General features: G+C 60.6%; 20 protein-coding genes. 8 read left to right on the top strand and 12 right to left on the bottom strand.

Annotated features, from left to right (window positions below; all coding sequences use genetic code 11):
- Nucleotides 1-125: 125 nt before the first annotated feature.
- Complete coding sequence (locus tag ACMTA2_RS27270; protein WP_413792569.1) at nucleotides 126-929, bottom strand: SirB1 family protein; 804 nt, start codon at nucleotides 927-929, stop codon at nucleotides 126-128.
- A 187-nt stretch (nucleotides 930-1,116) separates the two neighbouring features.
- On the opposite strand from ACMTA2_RS27270, the gene ACMTA2_RS27265 reads away from it, so the two are divergent.
- Nucleotides 1,117-2,136: a Glu/Leu/Phe/Val dehydrogenase family protein gene (locus tag ACMTA2_RS27265; protein ID WP_413792568.1), complete on the top strand. Its 1,020-nt coding sequence runs from the start codon at nucleotides 1,117-1,119 to the stop codon at nucleotides 2,134-2,136.
- Nucleotides 2,137-2,252: 116 nt separating this feature from the next.
- Here the strand turns inward: ACMTA2_RS27265 and glyA are convergent, their stop codons facing one another.
- Genes glyA through ACMTA2_RS27250 form a run of 3 tightly spaced genes read right to left on the bottom strand, consistent with a single transcriptional unit; the run spans nucleotide 2,253 to nucleotide 4,959 of the window.
- Entirely contained in the window at nucleotides 2,253-3,491 is a 1,239-nt protein-coding gene (gene glyA / locus ACMTA2_RS27260; RefSeq protein WP_413792567.1) for a serine hydroxymethyltransferase, read from the bottom strand.
- Entirely contained in the window at nucleotides 3,488-3,757 is a 270-nt protein-coding gene (locus ACMTA2_RS27255) for an FAD-dependent oxidoreductase (RefSeq protein WP_413792566.1), read from the bottom strand. Before ACMTA2_RS27255 ends, glyA begins: the two co-directional genes overlap by 4 nt.
- Nucleotides 3,754-4,959, bottom strand: a complete 1,206-nt coding sequence (locus tag ACMTA2_RS27250; RefSeq protein ID WP_413792565.1) for a benzoate/H(+) symporter BenE family transporter — start codon at nucleotides 4,957-4,959, stop codon at nucleotides 3,754-3,756. Before ACMTA2_RS27250 ends, ACMTA2_RS27255 begins: the two co-directional genes overlap by 4 nt.
- Nucleotides 4,960-5,301: 342 nt before the next feature.
- Between ACMTA2_RS27250 and ACMTA2_RS27245 the strand changes: the two genes are divergently transcribed.
- On the top strand, nucleotides 5,302-6,693 hold the full coding sequence (locus ACMTA2_RS27245) for an aminotransferase-like domain-containing protein (RefSeq protein WP_413792564.1): 1,392 nt from the start codon (nucleotides 5,302-5,304) through the stop codon (nucleotides 6,691-6,693).
- Between the two features lie 66 nt (nucleotides 6,694-6,759).
- Here the strand turns inward: ACMTA2_RS27245 and ACMTA2_RS27240 are convergent, their stop codons facing one another.
- Nucleotides 6,760-7,020: a YebG family protein gene (locus tag ACMTA2_RS27240; RefSeq protein ID WP_186729555.1), complete on the bottom strand. Its 261-nt coding sequence runs from the start codon at nucleotides 7,018-7,020 to the stop codon at nucleotides 6,760-6,762.
- A 322-nt stretch (nucleotides 7,021-7,342) separates the two neighbouring features.
- Between ACMTA2_RS27240 and ACMTA2_RS27235 the strand changes: the two genes are divergently transcribed.
- Nucleotides 7,343-7,843: a phosphate-starvation-inducible protein PsiE gene (locus ACMTA2_RS27235; RefSeq protein WP_413792563.1), complete on the top strand. Its 501-nt coding sequence runs from the start codon at nucleotides 7,343-7,345 to the stop codon at nucleotides 7,841-7,843.
- Here ACMTA2_RS27235 and ACMTA2_RS27230 read toward each other — a convergent pair.
- Nucleotides 7,840-8,157 carry a DUF3509 domain-containing protein gene (locus ACMTA2_RS27230; protein WP_413792562.1) on the bottom strand — a complete coding sequence of 106 codons (318 nt, stop codon included), beginning with the start codon at nucleotides 8,155-8,157 and terminating at the stop codon, nucleotides 7,840-7,842. The genes ACMTA2_RS27235 and ACMTA2_RS27230 overlap by 4 nt on opposite strands.
- Nucleotides 8,158-8,654: 497 nt before the next feature.
- Between ACMTA2_RS27230 and ACMTA2_RS27225 the strand changes: the two genes are divergently transcribed.
- The gene (locus tag ACMTA2_RS27225) at nucleotides 8,655-9,065 is read left to right on the top strand and encodes an HPF/RaiA family ribosome-associated protein (protein WP_413792561.1); all 411 of its coding nucleotides are present in this window, start codon (nucleotides 8,655-8,657) and stop codon (nucleotides 9,063-9,065) included.
- 139 nt (nucleotides 9,066-9,204) lie between these two features.
- On the opposite strand, the gene ACMTA2_RS27220 is transcribed toward ACMTA2_RS27225, so the two are convergent.
- Nucleotides 9,205-10,080, bottom strand: coding sequence for an AraC family transcriptional regulator (locus tag ACMTA2_RS27220; RefSeq protein ID WP_413792560.1), 876 nt, complete (start codon nucleotides 10,078-10,080; stop codon nucleotides 9,205-9,207).
- A gap of 139 nt (nucleotides 10,081-10,219) precedes the next feature.
- Between ACMTA2_RS27220 and ACMTA2_RS27215 the strand changes: the two genes are divergently transcribed.
- Nucleotides 10,220-11,122, top strand: a complete 903-nt coding sequence (locus ACMTA2_RS27215) for a DMT family transporter (protein ID WP_413792559.1) — start codon at nucleotides 10,220-10,222, stop codon at nucleotides 11,120-11,122.
- 99 nt (nucleotides 11,123-11,221) lie between these two features.
- Here ACMTA2_RS27215 and ACMTA2_RS27210 read toward each other — a convergent pair whose 3' ends face one another.
- The 5 genes from ACMTA2_RS27210 to norR form a co-directional block, all read right to left on the bottom strand.
- A complete protein-coding gene (locus ACMTA2_RS27210) occupies nucleotides 11,222-12,193 on the bottom strand; it encodes a 2-hydroxyacid dehydrogenase (RefSeq protein WP_413792558.1) in 972 nt (323 codons plus the stop codon).
- A gap of 228 nt (nucleotides 12,194-12,421) precedes the next feature.
- Entirely contained in the window at nucleotides 12,422-13,171 is a 750-nt protein-coding gene (locus ACMTA2_RS27205) for a YkgJ family cysteine cluster protein (RefSeq protein WP_413792557.1), read from the bottom strand.
- A gap of 79 nt (nucleotides 13,172-13,250) precedes the next feature.
- Complete coding sequence (locus tag ACMTA2_RS27200; RefSeq protein WP_413792556.1) at nucleotides 13,251-13,577, bottom strand: hypothetical protein; 327 nt, start codon at nucleotides 13,575-13,577, stop codon at nucleotides 13,251-13,253.
- A gap of 101 nt (nucleotides 13,578-13,678) precedes the next feature.
- Entirely contained in the window at nucleotides 13,679-14,581 is a 903-nt protein-coding gene (locus ACMTA2_RS27195; protein WP_413792555.1) for a chemotaxis protein CheV, read from the bottom strand.
- 324 nt (nucleotides 14,582-14,905) lie between these two features.
- A complete protein-coding gene (norR, locus tag ACMTA2_RS27190) occupies nucleotides 14,906-16,462 on the bottom strand; it encodes a nitric oxide reductase transcriptional regulator NorR (protein WP_413792554.1) in 1,557 nt (518 codons plus the stop codon).
- Nucleotides 16,463-16,616: 154 nt separating this feature from the next.
- On the opposite strand from norR, the gene hmpA reads away from it, so the two are divergent.
- The 3 genes from hmpA (at nucleotide 16,617) to cyoA (ending at nucleotide 20,483) form a co-directional block, all read left to right on the top strand.
- Nucleotides 16,617-17,798: an NO-inducible flavohemoprotein gene (gene hmpA, locus ACMTA2_RS27185; protein WP_413792553.1), complete on the top strand. Its 1,182-nt coding sequence runs from the start codon at nucleotides 16,617-16,619 to the stop codon at nucleotides 17,796-17,798.
- 452 nt (nucleotides 17,799-18,250) lie between these two features.
- Nucleotides 18,251-18,760: a disulfide bond formation protein B gene (locus tag ACMTA2_RS27180; protein ID WP_060740730.1), complete on the top strand. Its 510-nt coding sequence runs from the start codon at nucleotides 18,251-18,253 to the stop codon at nucleotides 18,758-18,760.
- A gap of 775 nt (nucleotides 18,761-19,535) precedes the next feature.
- A complete protein-coding gene (cyoA, locus tag ACMTA2_RS27175; protein WP_413792552.1) occupies nucleotides 19,536-20,483 on the top strand; it encodes a ubiquinol oxidase subunit II in 948 nt (315 codons plus the stop codon).

Genomic DNA, 20,483 nt, shown 5'->3' with positions numbered 1-20,483 from the left:
TGTAGGCCGTTCCATCGCCATCGCGAGCAAGCTCGCTCCCACATTTGATTCGGATCAACTGTGGGAGCGAGCTTGCTCGCGATGGCGATTCAATAAGCAACCTGAATCTGCATGCCAGCAACCGCTCAATGCACAACCGAGTTCGGCGGCAAATGCCCCAGCCGCTCCGTCAGCCGGATTCGCTGGATCGGATCCTCACTGAGCATCAGCGCGTGCTCCAGGTCGAAGCGTTCGGCGTTGGGGCAATCGAGTCGCTGATACAGGCTGGCGCGGGCCAGGTAATCGGCGGCGCTGGCGTTGCCCAGTTCCAACACCCGTTCGGCGTCGATCAGGGCGGCGATGTAGTCGTCGTTCGCCAGATGCAGTTGGCGCAGGTTGCGCGACAGGCGCTGCAGCATCTGTATCGGCTCGGCGTTGACCAGGTGCTCCGCCTTGAGCGGCATGTTCGCGCCGTACTGGCGCTGGAGCAGTTCCCGGCAGTCATTGGGGTACATCCGGCGCCCCCCGCAGGGGTCGAGCAGGTGATCGGCGCCGGGCACCTTCAATAGGAAATGCCCGGGGAAATTGACACCGACCATCGGAATTTCCAGGCCCCGGGCCAGCTCCAGGGCAATCAGCCCGAGGGCCAGGGGTTGCCCGCGCTTGCGCGCCAGGACTTGGTCCAGCAACGCCGCGCGTGGTCGCAGGGGGGTAAAGTCGTCCTGGGCGAAGCCCAAGTCATTGAGCTGTCGCAACAGAGGCTGGCCCAGTTCGCTGACAGGCAGCAGGGGCAGGTCATGGCTGACCCGCTGTTGCAGTGCCTTGAAATCCTTCAGCAAGGCCGGGACGTCGACGTCCCGATCATGTTCGGCAGCGATCCACAACGCCGCTTCGAACAGCGCCGGTGGTGAGCGGTGCAGACAGTCAAAAAAGGCTTGGCGCGGTTTCATCGAACTCTCCGGGCTATGCTCCCGTTTTAGCCCTGCCATGGATTTTCGTCCAGTCTCGGACGGACGCAGTCACAGGTTATTCCGAAAAAGACGGAGCACCCAGGCGACTTATTCCGGCGTGTTCCAGCAATTTTCGACTGCACGCCTATACTGGCGAAACAAACAAAAGTGATTCGGGAGCCTTACGATGTTTGCTCTCATGCAAAGCTCCCGCCTTGAATCGCTGCACTTGAGCGTAGACCCGACGACCGGGTTGAAGGCGGTGATTGCCATTCATTGCAGCCGTCCCGGGCCCGCCCTGGGGGGCTGTCGTTACCTTGCCTACCCCGACGACGAAAGTGCCGTGGCTGACGCCGTGCGCCTGGCCCAAGGCATGAGCTACAAGGCGGCGCTGGCCGGCTTGCCCGTGGGCGGCGGGGTGGCGGTGATCATGCGTCCGGCCCATGTCGAGAGTCGGGCGGCGCTGTTCGAAGCCTTTGGTCGTTGCATCGAGCAATTGGACGGGCGCTACATCACGGCCATCGACAGTGGCACGTCGGTGGCCGACATGGATTGCATCGCTCAGCAGACCCGCCATGTCACCAGCACCACGGCCTCGGGAGACCCCGCACCCCATGCGGCCATGGGGGTCTTTGCCGGCATCCGGGCCACCGCCATGGCCCGCCTTGGCAGCGATAACCTCGAAAGCCTGCGGGTGGCGATCCAGGGCTTGGGCAATGTCGGTTATGCCCTGGCCGAACAGTTGCACGCGGCGGGTGCCGAGCTGCTGGTCAGCGACATCGACCCAGGCAAGGTGCAATTGGCGATGGAGCAGCTAGGTGCCCATCCGATCGCCAATGACGCGTTGCTCAGCACACCCTGCGACATCCTTGCTCCTTGCGGGCTGGGTGGGGTGCTCAACAGCCAAAGCGTGGCACAACTGCGCTGCTCGGCCGTTGCCGGCTCGGCCCATAACCAGTTGAGTAATCTGCAGGTGGCCGACCAGTTGGAAAGACGTGGAATCCTCTATGCGCCGGACTATGTGATCAACTCGGGTGGCTTGATCTACGTCGCCCTGAAGCATCGCGGCGAAGAGCTGTCGACGATCACCGCGCACCTGTCGAAGATCGGAGCCCGGCTCACGGAGGTCTTCGCCCACGCCCAGGCGGAAAAGCGCTCACCGGCCCGGGTGGCCGATGAGCTGGCGGAGCGTTTGTTGTACCGCTGAAAATACAATTGTGGGAGCGAGCTTGCTCGCGATTGGGGCCGTACATTCGATGTCTTCATCGACTGTTACACCGCTATCGCGAGCAAGCTCGCTCCCACAGTTGTGCTCGCCTCTAATTACCTCAGCAGATACACCGGAAAGCATTCGCACAAATGCATCACCCGGCGCCGGGTATTGTCCAGGCGTGCTGCGTTGTCCGGCTGTTCCAGCAGGTCCGCGATGAGGTTCGCCACTTCGGCACATTCCGCTTCGCCAAAGCCACGGGTGGTCAGCGCCGGCGTGCCGATGCGAATGCCGCTGGTGATCGCCGGTTTCTGCGGATCATTGGGGATCGCGTTTTTGTTCAGGGTGATGTGGGCACTTTCCAGCAGCGCTTCGGCGTCTTTGCCGGTGATATTCATCGCGCGCAGATCGAGCAGGAACATGTGGCAGTCGGTACCGCCGGACACCACCCGCAAACCGCGTCGGGTCAGGACGTCGGCCATGACCCGGGCATTGTCGATCACCCGTTGCTGGTAATGCTTGAACCCCTCGCCCAGGGCTTCGTTGAAGGCCACGGCCTTGGCGGCAATGACGTGCATCAGCGGGCCGCCCTGGTACACCGGGAAAATCGTCTTGTCGAGCAGGGCCGCGTATTGCGCCTTGGCCAGGATCAGGCCGCCGCGCGGGCCGCGCAGGGTCTTGTGGGTCGTGGAGGTGATGAAGTCGGCGATGCCCACCGGCGAGGGGGACACGCCGGCTGCGATCAATCCGGCGTAGTGCGCCATGTCCACCATCAGGTAGGCGCCGATTTCATCGCAGATCTTGCGAAAACGCTGGAAGTCGATGGTCCGCGAATAGGCCGAGGCCCCGGCGATGATCATCTTCGGCCGGTGTTCCCGGGCCAGGGCTTCCATTTCTTCGTAGTCGAGGGTTTCGGTTTCCGTGTCCAGGCCATAGGAAAACGCCCGGTAGATTTTGCCGGAAAAGTTCACCGAAGCGCCGTGGGTCAGGTGACCGCCGTGGGCCAGGGACATGCCAAGGATCGTGTCGCCGGGTTCAAGCACCGCCAGGAAAACCGCCTGGTTGGCCTGGGAGCCGGAGTGTGGCTGCACGTTGACGTATTCGCAGTTGAACAGTTTGCGTGCGCGTTCGATGGCCAGGTTTTCGATTTCATCGACGACCTTGCAGCCGCCGTAATAACGCTTGCCCGGATAGCCTTCGGCGTACTTGTTGGTGAGCACCGACCCCTGGGCCTGGAGCACTTCTTCGCTGACGTAGTTTTCCGAAGCGATCAGTTCCAGGTGGGTTTCCTGGCGATTGCGTTCACGGTCTATCAGGCGGGCAATGGCGGGGTCCAAATTTTGCAGGTTCATGGTGTGATTCCTTGGATAAGCGCTTCGGCCAGCGGCGCAGTCATGTGATGCGGTAGCACCGGTGGCTGGTTTTTGGACGAATCGACAGAAAAATGAAGCTGTCTTTCAAACCGCTGCCGGCGATCAGGATCACTGCCCGTGGCGTGATAGGCCAGTTGCTGTTCCTGTTCGAGCAGGCAGACGCTGCCATGGGCCGCCAGTTCATAAGCGACGCAGACAGCGGCGATGCCGCCACCGATCACAATGAAGTCGTAACGGGCGATCATGGTCGGCTGCCCTCGGCGATAGCGGCGGCTTTGCTTTCCCGGGTGTAGGTCAGCACGAAGTGCGCCACGAGACCAAAGATCAGCCCCCAGAACGCGGCGGCCAGACCGAGGAAACTCATGCCCGAGGCGGTCACCAGGAAAGTGATGAGCGCGGCTTCCCGCTGTTTCTCATCCGCCATGGCGCCGGTCAGCCCGGCACTGATGGCACCGAACAAGGCGAGGCCGGCGAGGGAGGCGATCAACTCTTTCGGCAGGGCGGAAAACACCGAGGCCAGGGTCGCGCCGAAAGTGCCCATCAGGATGTAGAACACCCCGCAGGCAATCCCGGCGATGTAGCGTTTGTCGCGGTCCTCGTGGGCTTCGCGGCCGGTGCAGATCGCGGCGGTGATGGCCGCCAGGTTAAGGCCATGAGACCCGAACGGGGCCATCAGGGTCGAGCCGATCGCGGTGACCGAAATGATCGAGCGCGCCGGCGTGTTGTAGCCCGAGGTGCGCAACACGGCCATGCCGGGCACGTACTGGCCGGTCAAGGTCACCAGCGCCAGGGGCAAGCCGATGTTGATGATTGCATGCCAGCTCCATTCAGGCGTGATGAAAACTGGTTGGGCCACGGCGATGGTGATTGAGGTGCTGTTGAGTTCACCAAACGAGGCGGCCACCGCGCAACCGACGATGAGCACCGAAAGAATCGCGTAGCGTGGCGACAAGCGCTTGAAAATCAGGTACGCCGCGATCATCGCCAATACCAGCGCCGGCTGCAGTTTGATCGACGTGAACAGCTCGGCGCCGAAGCGGAACAGGATGCCGGCGAGCATGGCGGCGGCAATGGCCTTGGGCAGGCGGCTCATCAATTTGTCGAACGCACCGGACAGGCCGACCAGCGCGATGATCACCGACGCCACCACATAGGCACCGATGGCCTGGGGCAGCGTCACGGTGGGCAACATCGACACCAGCAACGCCGCCCCCGGTGTCGACCACGCGGTGATGACCGGAACACGCAGGCGCCAGCTCAGGAGCAGACCGGTAATCCCGCTGCCAATGGAAATGGCCCAGATCCATGACGACACCACGTCGTTGGGCAGGTGCGCTTCCTTGGCTGCCTGGAACACGATGATGAGCGGGCCTGCGTAGGAAATGATCACGGCGATGAAGCCCGCGATGATCGCTGACAGGGATAGATCCTTTCTGAATGTGTCCATGACATCTCGACTTGGCGCGGCAGGAGCGCGCGGTGGGTGACTGAGTCGATTGCTTCGATTCGAGATCAGTGTATTTGAATGAATTGAGTTGATTCAATAGGGGGCGGGATTGTCACGAGATATTTTTCTGTTGCGATGATTTGAGTTCAGAGGGTTTTTTAGTCAGTTAATTGATTTTTATGAATATTATTATCAGTAAAAATTTATTCGCATCGCTGCTTCAGGCGATTCAATAATCGAATCAATGGACTCAATTTGACGAATGTGTCGAATTATTAGTTGCCTAACCTCCATGTGATATGCTCGGATATTCATCATTTCTACGAGGGGCAGTGATCATTCATGTGGGTTCCCCAGCTAAGCGATTTCAGCCAGCCGATGTATCTGTCGATTGCCGATGCGTTGGCGCGCGATATCAACAACGGCGTACTGAACGAAGGCGATCGCCTGCCGACCTTGCGGGAGCTGGCCACCACCTTGAATGTCACGCCGGGCACCATCAGCCGGGCCTATAGCGAAGCCCATCGACGGCGGCTGGTGCAGGGGGAGGTGGGGCGTGGCACTTATGTGCTCAACCAGAAGCAACTGGAACTGCCGGCCAGCAACAGCGCTGCCGCGCCGTTGAACCTGGGGCAATCCGAACTGCTCGACCTTTCGATCATCAAGCCCTACAGCGAGACCCTGGAGTACTGGTTGCGTGGCGCGCTGGTGGGCATGGCCAAGAGCACTGATTTCGCCCGCGCGCTGGACTACGCACCGGACGGCGGTCATCCGGCGCATCGCGAGGCGGGTGCGCAATGGTTGCGTCATTCATTGCCCGACGCGCAATGGCAGCAAGTGGTGATTACTGCCGGGGCCCAGCATGGCTTGATGGTCGCGATGAGCGCCCTGACCAACGCCGGTGACCTGGTGCTCTGCGAAGCGCTGTGTTACCCCGGCATCATTTCCCTGGCCCATGGCCTTGAACGCCGCTTGCGTGGCGTGCCGATGGATGATGAAGGCATCATTCCCGAAGCCTTGCGCGAGCTGTGCCTGCGAGAGAAGCCGGCGATGCTGGTGTGCGTGGCGACCTGCCAGAACCCGACCGCGGCAATCATGTCGCAGAAACGTCGGGCCCAGATTGCCGCGCTGGCCGAGGAGTTCGACTTCATCATCCTGGACGATGACATCTATGGCTTCCTGGCCACCGATCCGTCGATCAAGCCGTTGTCGGCCTTTGCGCCGGATCGCTCGGTGTACCTGACCAGCCTGTCGAAATCGGTCATGCCGGCGCTTCGTGTCGGTTACCTCTACAGTCCGCCGAAACTGCTGTCGCGCCTGGCTTCGATGGTGCGCAGCAGTGTCTGGATGCCGTCGCCGCTGACCGCGCAACTGGCCAGCAATGTGATCACCGAAGGCCTGGACAGGAAACTGATCCGCATCCAGCGCAACGAGGCGGCGGGGCGGCAAGCGATTGCCCGGGAAATTTTTGCCAACTTCGAACTCAAGACCCAGCCGTATTCCTATCACGTCTGGTTGACGCTGCCCGAGCCATGGACCAGCGACGAATTCACCATGCTCGCCCGGGCCAACGGCGTACTCGTGCTCAGCGGCACCCAGTTCCAGGCCGAGCGTTCAGGCACCGCCCGATGTGTGCGGCTGGTGTTGATGTCCCCCACCAGCCAAGACGAGCTGCGCTTCGCCTTGACCAAGCTGGCGAGTCTGATCGATTCAGACCCACGCCGTTATTACTGAAAAAGATCGCAGCCTTCGACAGTGCCTACACCGTGCAGGCACTGCCGAAGGCTGCGATCTTTCAGGTCATTCTTCCGACGGGTTGAGCAGTTCGGACAAGGCGTCCGGCTGGCTCTTGAACGCCTTGGCGAACACGTCCCGATTCTTCGCCATGTAGATCCCGGCTTCTTCGACTTGCTGCTCGCTCAGCGATGGAACGGCTTTTTGCAACACTTCGGCCAGCAATTCGGCGAGCTCCAGCATTTTGTCATGACGGTCAGCTTCGGCTTTATCCATGAACAAGCGCTCCAGATCTCGGCTGCTGCGGTATACCACTTCGACGGCCATTCACCACCTCACATGCCTTCACATTGGTTTGTCTTTGCGACTACTGTGTTTATATACAGGCAAAAGAATAAGCGAATCCTGTTGCTTTGGATAGTGGCTTTTTAATGTAGACCGATTTCAACCTATGAGGGCGAGGCTTGTGGGGGCGACGCTTGTGTGGGAGCAAAGCTTGCTCGCGATCAAGGCGCATGAAGCTCCTGAAAGTGCCGCATGCCAGCCTATCGCCATCTCACCCTCAGCCGCTGGCCTTTTTTCTGCATGCAGAACAACCGTCACGTCCAACCCGCATCATCCGGTCGAACCGACCTAAGGAAACTACATCGTGAAAATCAACTGGGCCGAGAACCTGCGCCAGAATGTCCATCAATTGGCCGAGTCCCTGGGAAACCTGTTCGTCGAGACCTTTCATTACCTGGCCCTGTTCGCCATTGGCGCGGTGACCGCGTGGGCGGCGGTGATGGAGTTCTTGCAGATGATCGAGGCGGGGCACATCAAGATCGACGACATCCTGCTGTTGTTCATCTACCTGGAATTGGGGGCGATGGTCGGGATCTACTTCAAGACCAACCACATGCCGGTGCGGTTTCTGATCTACGTGGCGATCACCGCGCTGACACGGCTGCTGATTTCCAACGTTTCCCACCACAGCCCGCCCGATCTGGGGATCATCTACCTGTGCGGTGGCATCCTGCTGCTGGCGTTTTCGATCCTGGTGGTGCGCTACGCGTCGTCGCAGTTCCCCTCGGTGAAGATCGAGCACCCGCACCGCAAAGTCGGCGCGGGTTCCAGCGAGCATGCCGACGTGGAGAAAGGGGAAATCTAGATCCCGGCGGCCGAGGGCGCGGGCCCCTGTACCTGCGGTGGTGGCAGCTTGACGTTGCCACCGCCGGTCATGGCTTCGAGGATGGCCACGGCGCTATGGCCCTGCTCGATGGCGATGCCGAACTGAATGCTTTGCACCAGGCGCTTGAGCCGCTCCGGGTCGTTGCGCTGCTGGGCGCTGATCATGCGTTTGGCGACAATGCGTCCGCTCTTGGACAGGGTCAGCATGATGCTGCCGTCCAGGCCCTGGATACTCAGGTTGATTTGATACTGCGGCGCAAAGGCGTCGGTAATGATCTGAAAAGGGTTGTCCATGATGCGTCACCGCCTGATTGAACGTGCAGTTGTTGACCGGCCGTGATCGGGATTAGTTCGCAACACCGGACCATCGGCCATTCCATGATCGTGTTTCATCTCGAGACTCCCGGAGCCAGGCAGGCTTCAAATCGATAGATCGCAGCCTGTGGCAATCCCACAGGGAGATAGCAAGGGGCATGCCGGAAAAACTGTCGGACAATGATCCCGGCGCCCACGCGCCGAACGCTCTGGAAGGCGTCTGCCCGTTTCGGGGCAATACCGTGCGGATGTTCGTTGACGGTGCAGGAAGGAGGGCGATTTGCAGCGGGAAGGCGGGGCGGGGCAACTCCCGACATTAACAGTGCTTTTGCCCGTTGTCCGGCTTTATTTGCATATGAATATTTATCTTTTTCCAGGGGTTGAATTGTTCTTCCGCCAGCCCGACTCTGTACTCAAGGGGCCGTTGCACCAATGTCGACGGCCCCCGGCGAGCTAGCTGAAATAAGGGATGAACTATGCAAATCCAAGTCAACAGCGATAACCATATTCAAAGCAGCATCCGACTGGAGGAGTGGGTACGTACAACCATCGAAAGCACGCTCGAACGTTATGAAGAAGACCTGACACGGGTCGAGGTTCATTTGCGGGACGAGAACGGCGACAAGCCCGGTCCCCATGACCTGCGTTGCCAGCTTGAAGCACGGCCAAAGGGCCACCAGCCGGTTTCCGTGACGCACAAGGCCGATACGCTGGAATTGGCGATCGAGGGGGCGGCCACCAAGCTCGAGAACGCCTTGGAGCACCTGTTCGGCAAACTGCGCGGCAAGCGCGCTGCCACTGCGACACCGACCGAGTCCGTCGCCTTGGCCGACGCGCTGTTGGAAGAAGAATTCCTGGAGAACGAACGGGCCTCGCTTCACGGCTGAAACCTCGTTCATTTCACTTCCTACTGAAAAAACGGGCCTGCAATCGCAGGCCCGTTTTGTTTTATTGGTTTGGTTTTCGCGTCTGCATGGATCACATTCTCCTGTGGGAGCGAGCCTGCTCGCGATGGCGATAGTCGGGCTAACGCAAAAACGCCTGCCGATACTCTCCGGGCGTCGCTCCCAAGGCCTGGCGAAAACGGTGGGTAAAGTGGCTGGCGCTGGCAAATCCGCAGGCCAGCGCCACTTCGCCCAGTGGTTGTGAGGTGGTGCGCAGCCAGTGTCGCGCGCAAGCCAGGCGCCGGGCCAGTACATATTGATGGGGCGGCAGTCCGAAGCTTTCACGGAACATCCGGGCAAAGTGGTATTCGGACAACGCACACAACGCCGCCAATTGGCCGAGGCTGATGGCATCGGCCAGGTGGCTGTCGACGTAATCCACCAGCAAGCGTCGCTGGTGAGCAGCCAGGCCGCCCTTGAGGCGAAGCCCCTGGCGCTGGCCGACCTGGCTGAGCAGCAGGTGGCTGAGCAGGTCGTGGGCCAGGCTGGTGGTCAGCAGGCGTTCCGCCGGTTCGTTCCAGTTCAGCGCGATCAACTGGCGAAAGCGTTGCGCCTGCTGCGGGTCGTCGAGGAATGTCTCCTCGTGCAGTTGCACTTGCCGGGGCTCGCAGTCCAGTAGCGTGATGCACCCAAGGGCAAACTGCTCGGCGCTGAAATACAGGTGGGCGAGGCGAATGTCGCCGTTGATGACCCAGGCCGATTCATGCCCGGCCGGGAGGATGCAGAGTTTGTCCGGGGCCCCCGTGGTGTCGGGCCGTTCGCGACGAAACGTGCCGGTGCCGCCGGCGATGTAGCAGGACAACGTATGGTGGGTCGGCGCCTCGTAGTCCCGGGCGTCGTGATGATTGCTCCACAAGGCGGCCGCCATGCCGTCCCCGAGCTCGGCGCTGTGCTCCAGGCGAGCATTGGGCGAGCTGTTGAGGGCTTGGAAGACTTGCAGGGTCTGCAGTGTAGGCATGATCGGTTCTCTCCAACGCCTTGCATCCTACTCCGTCGCCCCGTTCCTGCCAGCCCGCCAGCCGACAAAACCGCAAGTTTATGCAAGTGCCGCAGGCCCGGCGGCGTGACACTGAAGGTCATTGTCAGGAGCCGTCACCATGAACCTCTCGTTGTACCTGCTTACCGTGCTCATCTGGGGCACGACCTGGATCGCCCTGAAGCTGCAATTGGGCGTCGTCGCCATCCCCGTGTCGATTGTCTATCGCTTCGGCCTCGCGGCACTGATCCTGTTTGCCATGCTCTTGCTCAGCCGACGCCTGCAGGTCATGAACCGGCGCGGCCATTTGATTTGCGTTGCCCAGGGCCTGTGCCTGTTCTGCATCAACTTCATGTGCTTCCTGACCGCCAGCCAATGGATTCCCAGTGGGTTGGTCGCCGTGGTGTTTTCCACCGCCACCCTTTGGAACGCCCTGAATGCCCGGGTTTTCTTCGGCCAGCGGATTGCCCGCAACGTGCTGTTGGGGGGCGCCCTGGGGCTTTCGGGGCTGGCGCTGCTGTTCTGGCCGGAACTGGCCGGCCACAGTGCAAGCCCGCAAACCTTGCTTGGCTTGGCGCTGGCACTGTTGGGAACCTTGTGTTTTTCGGCGGGCAACATGCTCTCGAGCCTGCAACAGAAAGCCGGCCTCAAGCCGCTGACCACCAATGCCTGGGGCATGGCCTATGGCGCGGCCATGTTGGCGGTGTGGTGTGCGGTCAAAGGCATCCCGTTCGACATGGAATGGAACACGCGCTACATCGGTTCGTTGTTGTACCTGGTGATTCCAGGTTCGGTGATCGGCTTTACCGCCTACCTGACGCTGGTGGGGCGCATGGGGCCGGAGCGGGCGGCGTATTGCACCGTGCTGTTCCCAGTGGTGGCGCTGAATGTTTCGGCGTTTGCCGAGGGTTACCAGTGGACCGCACCGGCATTGGTGGGGTTGGTGCTGGTGATGCTGGGGAACGTACTGGTGTTTCGCAAGCCGCGGCCGGTGGCTGCGAAGCTCGCGCTAGGGGCTCGTTGAGACACAACGCTTGGCGATAGCCCTGTGGCGAGGGAGCAAGCTTCCTTGCCACAGTGTGTTCTTCGCGGTGGCCGCGTAAGCACTCGATCCGCTAGAGGGTCATTTCCAGACCTGCGGGTTGACCAGGTTCTTCGGCCGCTCGCCCAGCAAGGCACTGCGCAAGTTTTCCACGGCAAGATTGGCCATGGCCTCACGGGTCTCGTGGGTGGCGGAGCCGATATGCGGCAGGGTCACCGCGTTTTTCAGTTGGAACAGCGGCGATTCGGCCAGCGGCTCCTTCTCGTAGACATCCAGCCCGGCGCCGCGGATGCGATTGTTCTGCAAGGCTTCGATCAATGCCGGTTCATCCACCACCGGGCCACGGGAGATGTTGACCAGGATGGCACTGGGTTTCATCAGGCCCAGTTCGCGCTGGCCGATCAGGTGGCGGGTTTTCTCGCCCAACGGCACCACGAGGCAAACGAAGTCGGCTTCGGCCAGTAACTGGTCCAATTCGCGAAATTGTGCGCCCAACTGGTTTTCCAGTTCGGTCTTGCGGCTGTTGCCGCTGTAGAGAATCGGCATGTTGAACCCCAGCCGGCCACGCCGGGCAATGGCTGCGCCGATGTTGCCCATGCCGACGATACCCAGGGTCTTGCCATGCACGTCGCTGCCAAACAGTTGCGGGCCGACCGTCGCCTGCCATTGCCCGGCCTTGGTCCAGGCGTCCAGTTCGGCCACGCGTCGGGCGCTGCTCATCAGCAGGGCGAAGGCCAGGTCGGCGGTGCTTTCGGTGAGTACGTCGGGGGTGTTGGTGAGCATGATCCCGCGTTCATTGAAGTAGGCCAGGTCATAGTTGTCGTAGCCCACCGACACGCTGGAGACCACTTGCAGGTTCGCGGCGCCTTGCAGTTGCTCACGCCCAAGCTTGCGACCGACACCGATCAGCCCATGGACATGGGGCAAGGCTTCGTTGAACTGCGCGTTGATATCGCCCTTGGACGGGCTTGGCACGATCACGTCGAAGTCCTGTTGCAGGCGCTCGACCATCTGGGGCGTGATACGGCTGAAGGCAAGTACGGTTTTTTTCATCGTGCAAGGCTCGTCGGGGAGAAGATACTAAGCACGCTAACATTCCTGGCGAGGGTTAGGCGAGGGGGAGTTTGATTGAGATATCGCAAACGCCACCTGTGGGAGCGGGCTTGCTCGCGAAGGCGTCGGGTCAGCTTGCATTGATTCTGAATGCCAGACCGCTTTCGCGAGCAAGCCCGCACACATTTGATTTGTGGTGGGCTCAGATTTTGTAACCACTAAAAATTCTTATGCCGCCCGCAGCGAAATAAAGGCGTAATTGACCGGCGCTTCAGTGACCACCCGCGCGCCGCTGGCCGATACCTGGCTGGCCACGTCATCGCCAGACAGATGGAACTGCCATTCACTGGCGTGCTGTTGCGCAGGTTGCAGGCGTGCCTGATCGAGGGCGGCCACGAATGCGCTCATCTCCGGCAGATACGCGGTGAACCCGTCGCCCTTGAGCGCGGTGGTGCGGATACCCAGGGCGGCGCAGATGCGGTCCTTGATGGCGATCTCTTCACGATCGGCCTGGCGTGAACGCTCGATCAACCGGACCAGTTCCTGATCGACCAGTTCACCGCCGAGTATCAGTTGTGGCCCGGTTTCCCACGACTCTGGAGGGCATTCCTTGACGGCGATATTGAGGGGGATGTGCGGGTTGATTTCCATCGGATAGATGCGGCACACCAAGGGGCGACGCTCATAGATCCGGCACAGGTTTTCTTCGTCAAGATTCCGACAACGGCCGACGTTATAGGCGGCAAAGGTGATCGCCACAAGGGCCTCGGTGCTGCCGCTGTGGACCACCGCCGAGCGGCGCTCGGCATGCTCGCGTTGTCCTGCCGGCAGGCCGAGGCCGTTGGGCAGGAAGGCTTCCACCAGGACAATCACCTGGCCGCCGTCGTCCGCCCACATCCGGGCCTCGTCGAGGGTCAGGGGGACGTGGTGATCGGTGCAGCATTTGCCGCACCCTACACAGGAAAACGTTGTGTTCATTGAGCGCCCGGTCGCAGAAGGCTGGGGACGGCGACAGAAAAACGCCGTGATGGACCGTGCGAAGCAAGTTATGCGCCATTCACCGGTCGGTAGCGGCAGGGTGGATCGAGTCCCACTCGGTCACGTAGGCGGTTTTGGTTTTTTTGCGGTAGAGGCACAACTCGGTGCCAATCGCCCCTTTCATGTGTTTCTGCGGATATTGGCCTTGCAGCAATAGCGCGGTGTAGCCGACTCGGTCGTCGAATTGAGCGGCGCTACCCACCGGCGCAGCGCTCTTCAAACCGCTGGCCTTGATGCAACTGGCCAGCACGGCTTTATCGTGGGAGGCCCAGGCGTCTGGGCTGGAGGCATGAGCCTGGGAGGCCAGTACAGGGAGACCAAGGAGAATCAATAGACGGATTTTCATCAGGAAGCCTTGTTCCGGGAAGCCAGGACAAGAGTATGCCTGAGGTTATCGGACGGTGATCGCTCCCGCGCTGGAATGCAGAAGCGAGCAACCGAGATGACTCAATGACCTTGCTCGGCAACGGCCTTGGCCGCGGTGATCAGGCACTTGGTCAGTTCCGGCGACGAGAACTTGGTGAGTACCCCGTTTGCGCCGGCCAGCCGCGCTTTCTCACTGTTCATGGCGCTGTCGAGCGAAGTGTGCAGCAACACGTAGAGGTGAGCGAAGTCCGGCGTCTCGCGCAGGGTCCGGGTCAGGGCGTAGCCGTCCATTTCCGACATTTCGATATCGGAAACGATCAGGTTGATCTCCTGGGCAGTACCCTGCAGCTCCAGCAAACATTCGATGGCTTCCTTGGCGCTGCGGGCGGTGTGGCATTGCAGGCCCAGGTTGCGCAGGGTGTGCACCGATTGCTGCAAGGCGACCTGGCTGTCATCGACCACCAGGATCCGGGCGTTGCCCAGGACCTCGGCGTCTTCCATGCTCAGTTCGGTCGGCGCGGTTTCGATCTGCGCGGGTGCGATGCCGTGGATGACCTTTTCGATGTCCAGCACTTGCACCAGCGTGCCGTCCACGGAGGTCACGCCGGTGATAAACGCTCGCACGCCGCCGGAGCCGTAGGGCGGCGGTTTGATGTCGGTGGTCAGGCAATGCACGATCTTGCTCACTGCCTGCACATGCAGGCCCTGTTTGGAGCGGCTCACATCGGTGACGATCAGGCAGCCGCCGTCCGGATCTTCCAGCGGCCGTTCGCCAATGGCGCGGCTCAGATCGATCACCGACAACGATGTCCCGCGCAGGGTGGCGATGCCTTTGACGTGCGGATGGGACTCCGGCAGTTTGGTCAGCGGTGGGCAGGGAATGATTTCACTGACCTTGAGCAGGTTGATCGCCATCAGCTTGCCGCTGCGCAAGGTAAACAGCAGAAGCGAAAGTGAATCTGCGCGGGCTTTGTTGGAAGACATAAAAACCTTCTGTGGAAAAAGGTGGGGCGAGCGTGAAGGTCGCCAAAACAGCTTTTGATATTGGGTTATCGACTTGTCGGGGGCAGGCTTTAGGGAGAAAGCTGTCGACAGTCAATTTCAAGCCAGCCTGCGGACACTCATCTTGTGGCGAGGAGATTTATCTGTGGCGAGGGGATTTATCCCCGATGGGTTGCGTAGCAACCTCTAAGAAAGTTTGAACAGGTTCAGTCTGACACTCCGAGACGAGGGGTTTTAGGGCTGCTTCGCAGCCCAGCGGGGATAAATCCCCTCGCCACAGGGGGGCTCAATGGCTGCTCAAGGGCACTACTTGAGCCCCAACCTGCGGGCCATCCGCCCCAGGTTCGCCCGGTCCAGGCCCAGTTCACGGGCGGCGCTGGCCCAATTGTGCTGGTGGCGTTCCAGGCAGGCGGCGATCAAGTTGCGTTGGAATTCGTCCACCGCTTCTCGCATGTCTCCCGTCACGCCCACCGGGGCCGGTGCCGGGGCGGTGGACGATGGGGCAGGGTTATCCACAGGGGCTTGGGGCAAATCCAGATCCTGGGCGCCGAGGCTGAGGATTTTCGGTCGCACCGGGCACCGGCCCAAAGCCTTCAGGGCACTGCGGCCGATCAGGTGTTCCAGCTCGCGCACATTGCCCGGCCAGTCGTAGGCCAGCAGTGCGGCCTGGGCATCGCTGGCCAGGCGCAGGCTGCCCAGGCCCATGCGCGAGCGATTCTGTTCCAGGAAGAAACCGCTCAGCAGCAGCACGTCCCGTCCGCGCTCTCGCAGCGCCGGCACCTGCAGCGGATACACACTCAAGCGATGATAGAAGTCGGCCCGATAACGACTGTTGCGCACTTCTTCGGCGAGGTCGCGGTTGGTGGCCGCGATCAAGCGCACATCGACCCGGTGCTCCTTGTCCGAACCCAGGCGCTGCAGTTGGCCGCTTTGCAACACCCGCAGCAGTTTGGCCTGGACAGTCAGGGACAGCTCACCCACCTCGTCGAGGAACAGGGTGCCGCCGTCGGCCAGTTCGAACTTGCCGCGCCGGTCGTTCGTGGCCCCGGTGAAGGCGCCTCGTACATGGCCGAAGAGTTCACTTTCCACCAGCGTATCCGGCAGGGCGGCGCAGTTGAGGCTGATGAGTGGTTGCCCGGCGCGTTTCGACGCGGCATGAATGGCCTGGGCGACCAGTTCCTTGCCCACACCGGTTTCGCCGGTGATCAACACCGTCAGGTCACTGCCGCCCACCAGCGTGATCTCCTCCACCAGGCGCTTGTGGGCCTTGCTCTGGCCAACCATGTCGCGTTGTTGCTGGCCGCTGGCCTGGCGATAGACCTCGGCGCGGCGGTGTTCATCCTCGGCCTTCAAGGCCAGGCGCTCGATGCGCTCGGCGGCGCTGACCGTGGCGGCGGCGAGGCTGGCGAAGGCTTGCAGGGCACTCAGGTCGATGGGTTCGAAACGCTCCGGATCCAGCGAATCCAGGGTCAGCAGGCCCCAGGGACGCTCGTCGACGAACAGCGGGCAGCCCATGCAGTCGTGGACCTCCAGGTGTTCGGCCAGCCCCTCGACCAGCCCGTCGTACGGATCGGGCAGGCCGCTGTCGGCGGCGAAGCGGGTGGGGTGCGGGTTGGCCAGCAGCGCTTCGAAGCGTGGGTGTTCGCTGACACGGAATCGCCGACCAAGTGTATCGGTGCTCAAACCGTCCACGGCCAGCGGCACCAGGCAGTCGCCGTCCAGGCGTAGCAGCGCGGCTGCGTCACAGGGCAACAGTTCGCGCAGGGCGCCCAGCAAGCGGCGATAGCGCTCGCCTTCAGGCAGTTCGCGGGACAGATCCGCCACCAGGGGCAGCAAGGCGGTGAGTAGAGAGGTTGCAGTCATAAAGACTCCATGTAGTCATCAGGACTATAAAGGGCTCTGTGTCTTTATGACTACAACTGTTTTAAATTATTGAAAAATAAGGAAATAAATAATGGCACGGAAACTGATAGGTGAGCTGCAGCTGTTTTTTCAAGTCCTTGCATGGAGTTACCTTATGCTCAGCCAAGAAGAACGCGCCATCATTCGTTCCACCGTGCCCTTGTTGGAAAGCGGTGGTGAAGCGCTCATTACTCACTTCTATCGCATGATGCTGTCCGAATACCCGCAGGTGCGACCACTGTTCAATCAGGCGCACCAGGCCAGTGGCGACCAACCGCGTGCGTTGGCCAACGGCGTGTTGATGTATGCGCGGTACATTGACCAGCTTGACCAGTTGGGCGATCTGGTGGCGAAGATCGTCAACAAGCACGTTGCCCTGCAGATCCTGCCGGAGCATTACCCGATCGTCGGTGCGTGCCTGCTGCGGGCAATCGCCGAAGTGCTGGGCGCAGAGATCGCCACACCTGAAGTGATCGCGGCCTGGGGCGCAGCCTACAACCAACTGGCCGATATCCTGATCGGCGCCGAAGCCGGCATGTACGACAAGAAAGCCGAGGCGCCGGGCGGCTGGCGGGGCGAGCGTGAGTTCATCTTGGCGGCCAAGGTCGAGGAAAGCTCGGAGATCACCTCGTTCTACTTCGAACCGGTGGACAAAGGCCCGATCCTGGTGGCCGAGCCGGGCCAGTACATCGGCATGAAGCTCATGCTCGATGGCGAGGAAGTACGCCGCAACTATTCACTGTCAGCCCTGGCGGACAATGGTCAATACCGTATCAGCGTCAAGCGCGAGCCGGGCGGGCGGGTGTCCAACCACCTGCATCATCATTTCGCTGTCGGCAGTCGTATCCAGCTGTTCCCGCCGTCCGGGGATTTCTACCTGACTGCCAGCGACAAGCCACTGGTGCTGATCAGTGGCGGCGTCGGCATCACCCCGACCCTGGCCATGTTGCAGGCGGCGCTGCAAACCGAGCGGCCGGTGCATTTCATTCACTGCGCGCGCAACGGGCGCGTCCATGCCTTCCGTGACTGGATCGACGATTTGGCCAAGCGACACCCGCAACTCAAGCGTTTCTACTGCTACGACGAAGACGACGGCTTGAGCCCAGCGGCGGACAAGGTGGGGCTGTTGAGCCAGGAGCAACTGGCGCAATGGCTGCCGGAGCAGCGTGACCTGGACGCCTATTTCCTTGGGCCGAAGGGCTTCATGGGCGCCGTCAAACGCCACCTCAAGGCTTTGGGTGTACCGGACCGGCAGAGTCGCTACGAATTCTTCGGCCCTGCGGCGGCGCTGGAATAAGGTCGCGCCAAACCGGTAGACCGGGTTGCCTTCATCGCGAGCAGGCTCTCTCCCACAAGGGGTGGCGGTGGACACGATTCTCGTGAACACCCCAAAAAACTGTGGGAGCGAGCTTGCTCGCGATGGCGTCAGTACATTCAACATCAATGCAAGCTGACCCACCGCTATCGCGAGCAAGCTCGCTCCCACCCTGAATCTGTGCGGGTGACAAAAATTCGCGTCCGCCACAATCCCTTGTGGGAGCCAAGCCTGCTCGCGATGGCGGCGACAGGTCCATCCTTGTCCAATTGCCAGAATTAATCCGCACTTAACTTTCTTGCGGTCTATTGCCCTTTAATGTCGACGCCCGCAGCTCGTTCATTGTCGTGGTCTGCGTGTAGACTTCGGGCATCCGATCGCGCGCCGGGTGTCGCGAGGCTGCGCGTCGATCCATGTAGATAAAGGGAAACGCAATGAGTGAGGAAATGATGCGGTTAGGCCGTGAGCGGCGCTATCTGGTGCTGTTGGGGCTGATCTGCCTGGCGCTGATCGGCGGCGCGCTGTACATGCAGGTGGCCCTCGGTGAGGCACCGTGTCCGTTGTGTATCCTGCAACGCTATGCGCTGTTGCTGATCGCGATCTTCGCCTTCATCGGTGCCGCCATGCGTACCCGTCGCAGCCTGACGATCTTCGAAGGCCTGGTGGTGCTCTGCGCCCTGGCCGGGGCCGGTGTGGCCGGGCATCATGTGTACACCCAGTTCTTTCCTGCGGTCAGTTGCGGCATCGATGTGTTGCAACCAATTGTCGATGACCTGCCGCTGGCGAAGATCTTCCCACTGGGTTTCCAGGTCGATGGTTTTTGCTCCACCCCCTATCCACCGATCCTGGGCCTGTCCCTGGCGCAGTGGGCACTGGTGGCTTTCGTATTGACGGTGGTGCTGGTGCCATTACTGGTGTCGCGTAACCGCAAACCGCTTCGCTGAAACGCCTCAATTGACGCCCCGGTTTCTCTCCTGGAGAGCCGGGGCGTCTTGCGTTTCATGCTCGAGGCTTAGCGTCCTTGATCCGAGGCAAGAATGACCTGCGGCAACGTGCGACACGTTGTCACATAGTTCGCCGCGCTCAGACTTTCCGAGGCCGATCAAACACTCATTCCTGTCATAAAGAATCCTCGGATTTCGCAACCAGGGTCTCGCCGGTAGCAGGCATTTTTAACAGCGAGGCGTCAGGCGCCAGAGGCCCCGAAAACTGGGCGCTTGCCGGGCAAAAAAGCCCTTTATGAAGCCCTTGAGCTGTCTAAATCGGGCGTAGTAGACCTACGTTTTTTGGGGTTCTTGTTGAGAATGAATTTCGATAAGATGCTGGCCCGTTGCAATATCGGTAAGAGATTGTTGCCGAATCGGATAAAAATTATTTCGGGATGAGACATGGTCTACAGCGCGTCACCTCACTACAATCGCCCGCACCGATTTTCCGACCCGGCTCAGGCTTGAGCACGAGAGTGGTCGAAGGGCGCCAGCGCCCCATGCGACCCCAGGTGTCGGTGCCTCCAACTACCCGCACCAAATGGAATTGGGCTTGAACTAGGCCTTTTGACCAACGAATAAGAACTCACTGCTGGCCCAGGATGTATCGAACAGCCGCTGACGTTCGACGGGCAGCCCTTATTCAATCCAAGAAAATGCCAACCCTTGGCAGGGTGAAGTGTTGGCGATCAAAACCCAACTGCATTGCGCAAGCTGCTTTAGAGGTCGTGAGATGAGTAAAAACAGGTACCCCCGATTACTAGGCTTGTTGCCGCTGCTCGGCACGTTGCTGCTGGGAGGCTGCAACATGACCTTGCTCGATCCCAAGGGCCAGGTCGGCCTGGATGAACGAAACCTGATCATCACCGCTACGCTGCTGATGTTGCTGGTCGTTGTGCCGGTCATCGTCATGACCTTCCTGTTCGCCTGGAAGTACCGCGCAACCAACACCAAGGCCACCTACACGCCGAAATGGTCGCATTCGACCAAGATCGAAGTGGCGGTGTGGACCATTCCGGTGCTGATCATCATTGCCCTGGGTTACATCACCTACAAGTCGACCCACGCCCTGGACCCGTATCGTCCGCTGGATTCCGACGTCAAGCCGATCACCATTGAAGTGGTCTCCATGGACTGGAAGTGGCTGTTCATCTACCCAGAACAAGGCATCGCCACGGTCAACAAGATCGTGTTCCCGGCCCACACACCGATCAATTTCAAGGTCACTTCCGACACCGTGATGAACTCGTTCTTCATCCCGGGCCTGGGCGGCCAGATCTACGCGATGGCGGGCATGCAGACCAAGCTGCACCTGATCGCCAACCAGAACGCCGAACTCGACGGTATCTCCGCCAACTACAGCGGCGCGGGCTTTACCGGCATGAAGTTCAAAGCAATCGCCACGACCCAGGAAGATTTCGACGCCTGGGTCAACGATGTGAAGAAGGCACCTAAACAGCTTGAAAAAGCTGAATACGACGCCCTTTCCAAGCCGAGCCAGAACAACCCAGTCGAACTCTACTCGTCGGTTACGCCGAACCTGTTCCAGACCATCATCGACAAGTATGAAGGGATGAATCCGGGCAAGCCGATGCACCACGAGAAGAACGAGAAGGAAGTGGCCCACAACATGGAAGGGATGGACATGAGTTCGCATTCAGCTGCCGGGGCAGAGGAGTAA

The sequence above is a fragment of the Pseudomonas medicaginis genome (assembly GCF_965119365.1).
Lineage (GTDB): Bacteria > Pseudomonadota > Gammaproteobacteria > Pseudomonadales > Pseudomonadaceae > Aquipseudomonas.
This window is presented reverse-complemented; position numbering and strand designations above follow the sequence as displayed.

What these genes read in the sequence shown, in the direction of transcription:
- ACMTA2_RS27230 (WP_413792562.1), bottom strand. Translation starts at nt 8,157, where the DNA reads ATGGACAACCCTTTTCAGATCATTACCGACGCCTTTGCGCCGCAGTAT.
- ACMTA2_RS27200 (WP_413792556.1), bottom strand. Translation starts at nt 13,577, where the DNA reads ATGAAAATCCGTCTATTGATTCTCCTTGGTCTCCCTGTACTGGCCTCC.
- ACMTA2_RS27270 (WP_413792569.1), bottom strand. Translation starts at nt 929, where the DNA reads ATGAAACCGCGCCAAGCCTTTTTTGACTGTCTGCACCGCTCACCACCG.
- ACMTA2_RS27255 (WP_413792566.1), bottom strand. Translation starts at nt 3,757, where the DNA reads ATGATCGCCCGTTACGACTTCATTGTGATCGGTGGCGGCATCGCCGCT.
- ACMTA2_RS27180 (WP_060740730.1), top strand. Translation starts at nt 18,251, where the DNA reads ATGAGTGAGGAAATGATGCGGTTAGGCCGTGAGCGGCGCTATCTGGTG.
- glyA (WP_413792567.1), bottom strand. Translation starts at nt 3,491, where the DNA reads ATGAACCTGCAAAATTTGGACCCCGCCATTGCCCGCCTGATAGACCGT.
- cyoA (WP_413792552.1), top strand. Translation starts at nt 19,536, where the DNA reads ATGAGTAAAAACAGGTACCCCCGATTACTAGGCTTGTTGCCGCTGCTC.
- ACMTA2_RS27250 (WP_413792565.1), bottom strand. Translation starts at nt 4,959, where the DNA reads ATGGACACATTCAGAAAGGATCTATCCCTGTCAGCGATCATCGCGGGC.
- ACMTA2_RS27215 (WP_413792559.1), top strand. Translation starts at nt 10,220, where the DNA reads ATGAACCTCTCGTTGTACCTGCTTACCGTGCTCATCTGGGGCACGACC.
- ACMTA2_RS27220 (WP_413792560.1), bottom strand. Translation starts at nt 10,080, where the DNA reads ATGCCTACACTGCAGACCCTGCAAGTCTTCCAAGCCCTCAACAGCTCG.
- ACMTA2_RS27225 (WP_413792561.1), top strand. Translation starts at nt 8,655, where the DNA reads ATGCAAATCCAAGTCAACAGCGATAACCATATTCAAAGCAGCATCCGA.
- ACMTA2_RS27245 (WP_413792564.1), top strand. Translation starts at nt 5,302, where the DNA reads ATGTGGGTTCCCCAGCTAAGCGATTTCAGCCAGCCGATGTATCTGTCG.
- hmpA (WP_413792553.1), top strand. Translation starts at nt 16,617, where the DNA reads ATGCTCAGCCAAGAAGAACGCGCCATCATTCGTTCCACCGTGCCCTTG.
- ACMTA2_RS27210 (WP_413792558.1), bottom strand. Translation starts at nt 12,193, where the DNA reads ATGAAAAAAACCGTACTTGCCTTCAGCCGTATCACGCCCCAGATGGTC.
- ACMTA2_RS27265 (WP_413792568.1), top strand. Translation starts at nt 1,117, where the DNA reads ATGTTTGCTCTCATGCAAAGCTCCCGCCTTGAATCGCTGCACTTGAGC.
- norR (WP_413792554.1), bottom strand. Translation starts at nt 16,462, where the DNA reads ATGACTGCAACCTCTCTACTCACCGCCTTGCTGCCCCTGGTGGCGGAT.
- ACMTA2_RS27195 (WP_413792555.1), bottom strand. Translation starts at nt 14,581, where the DNA reads ATGTCTTCCAACAAAGCCCGCGCAGATTCACTTTCGCTTCTGCTGTTT.
- ACMTA2_RS27205 (WP_413792557.1), bottom strand. Translation starts at nt 13,171, where the DNA reads ATGAACACAACGTTTTCCTGTGTAGGGTGCGGCAAATGCTGCACCGAT.
- ACMTA2_RS27240 (WP_186729555.1), bottom strand. Translation starts at nt 7,020, where the DNA reads ATGGCCGTCGAAGTGGTATACCGCAGCAGCCGAGATCTGGAGCGCTTG.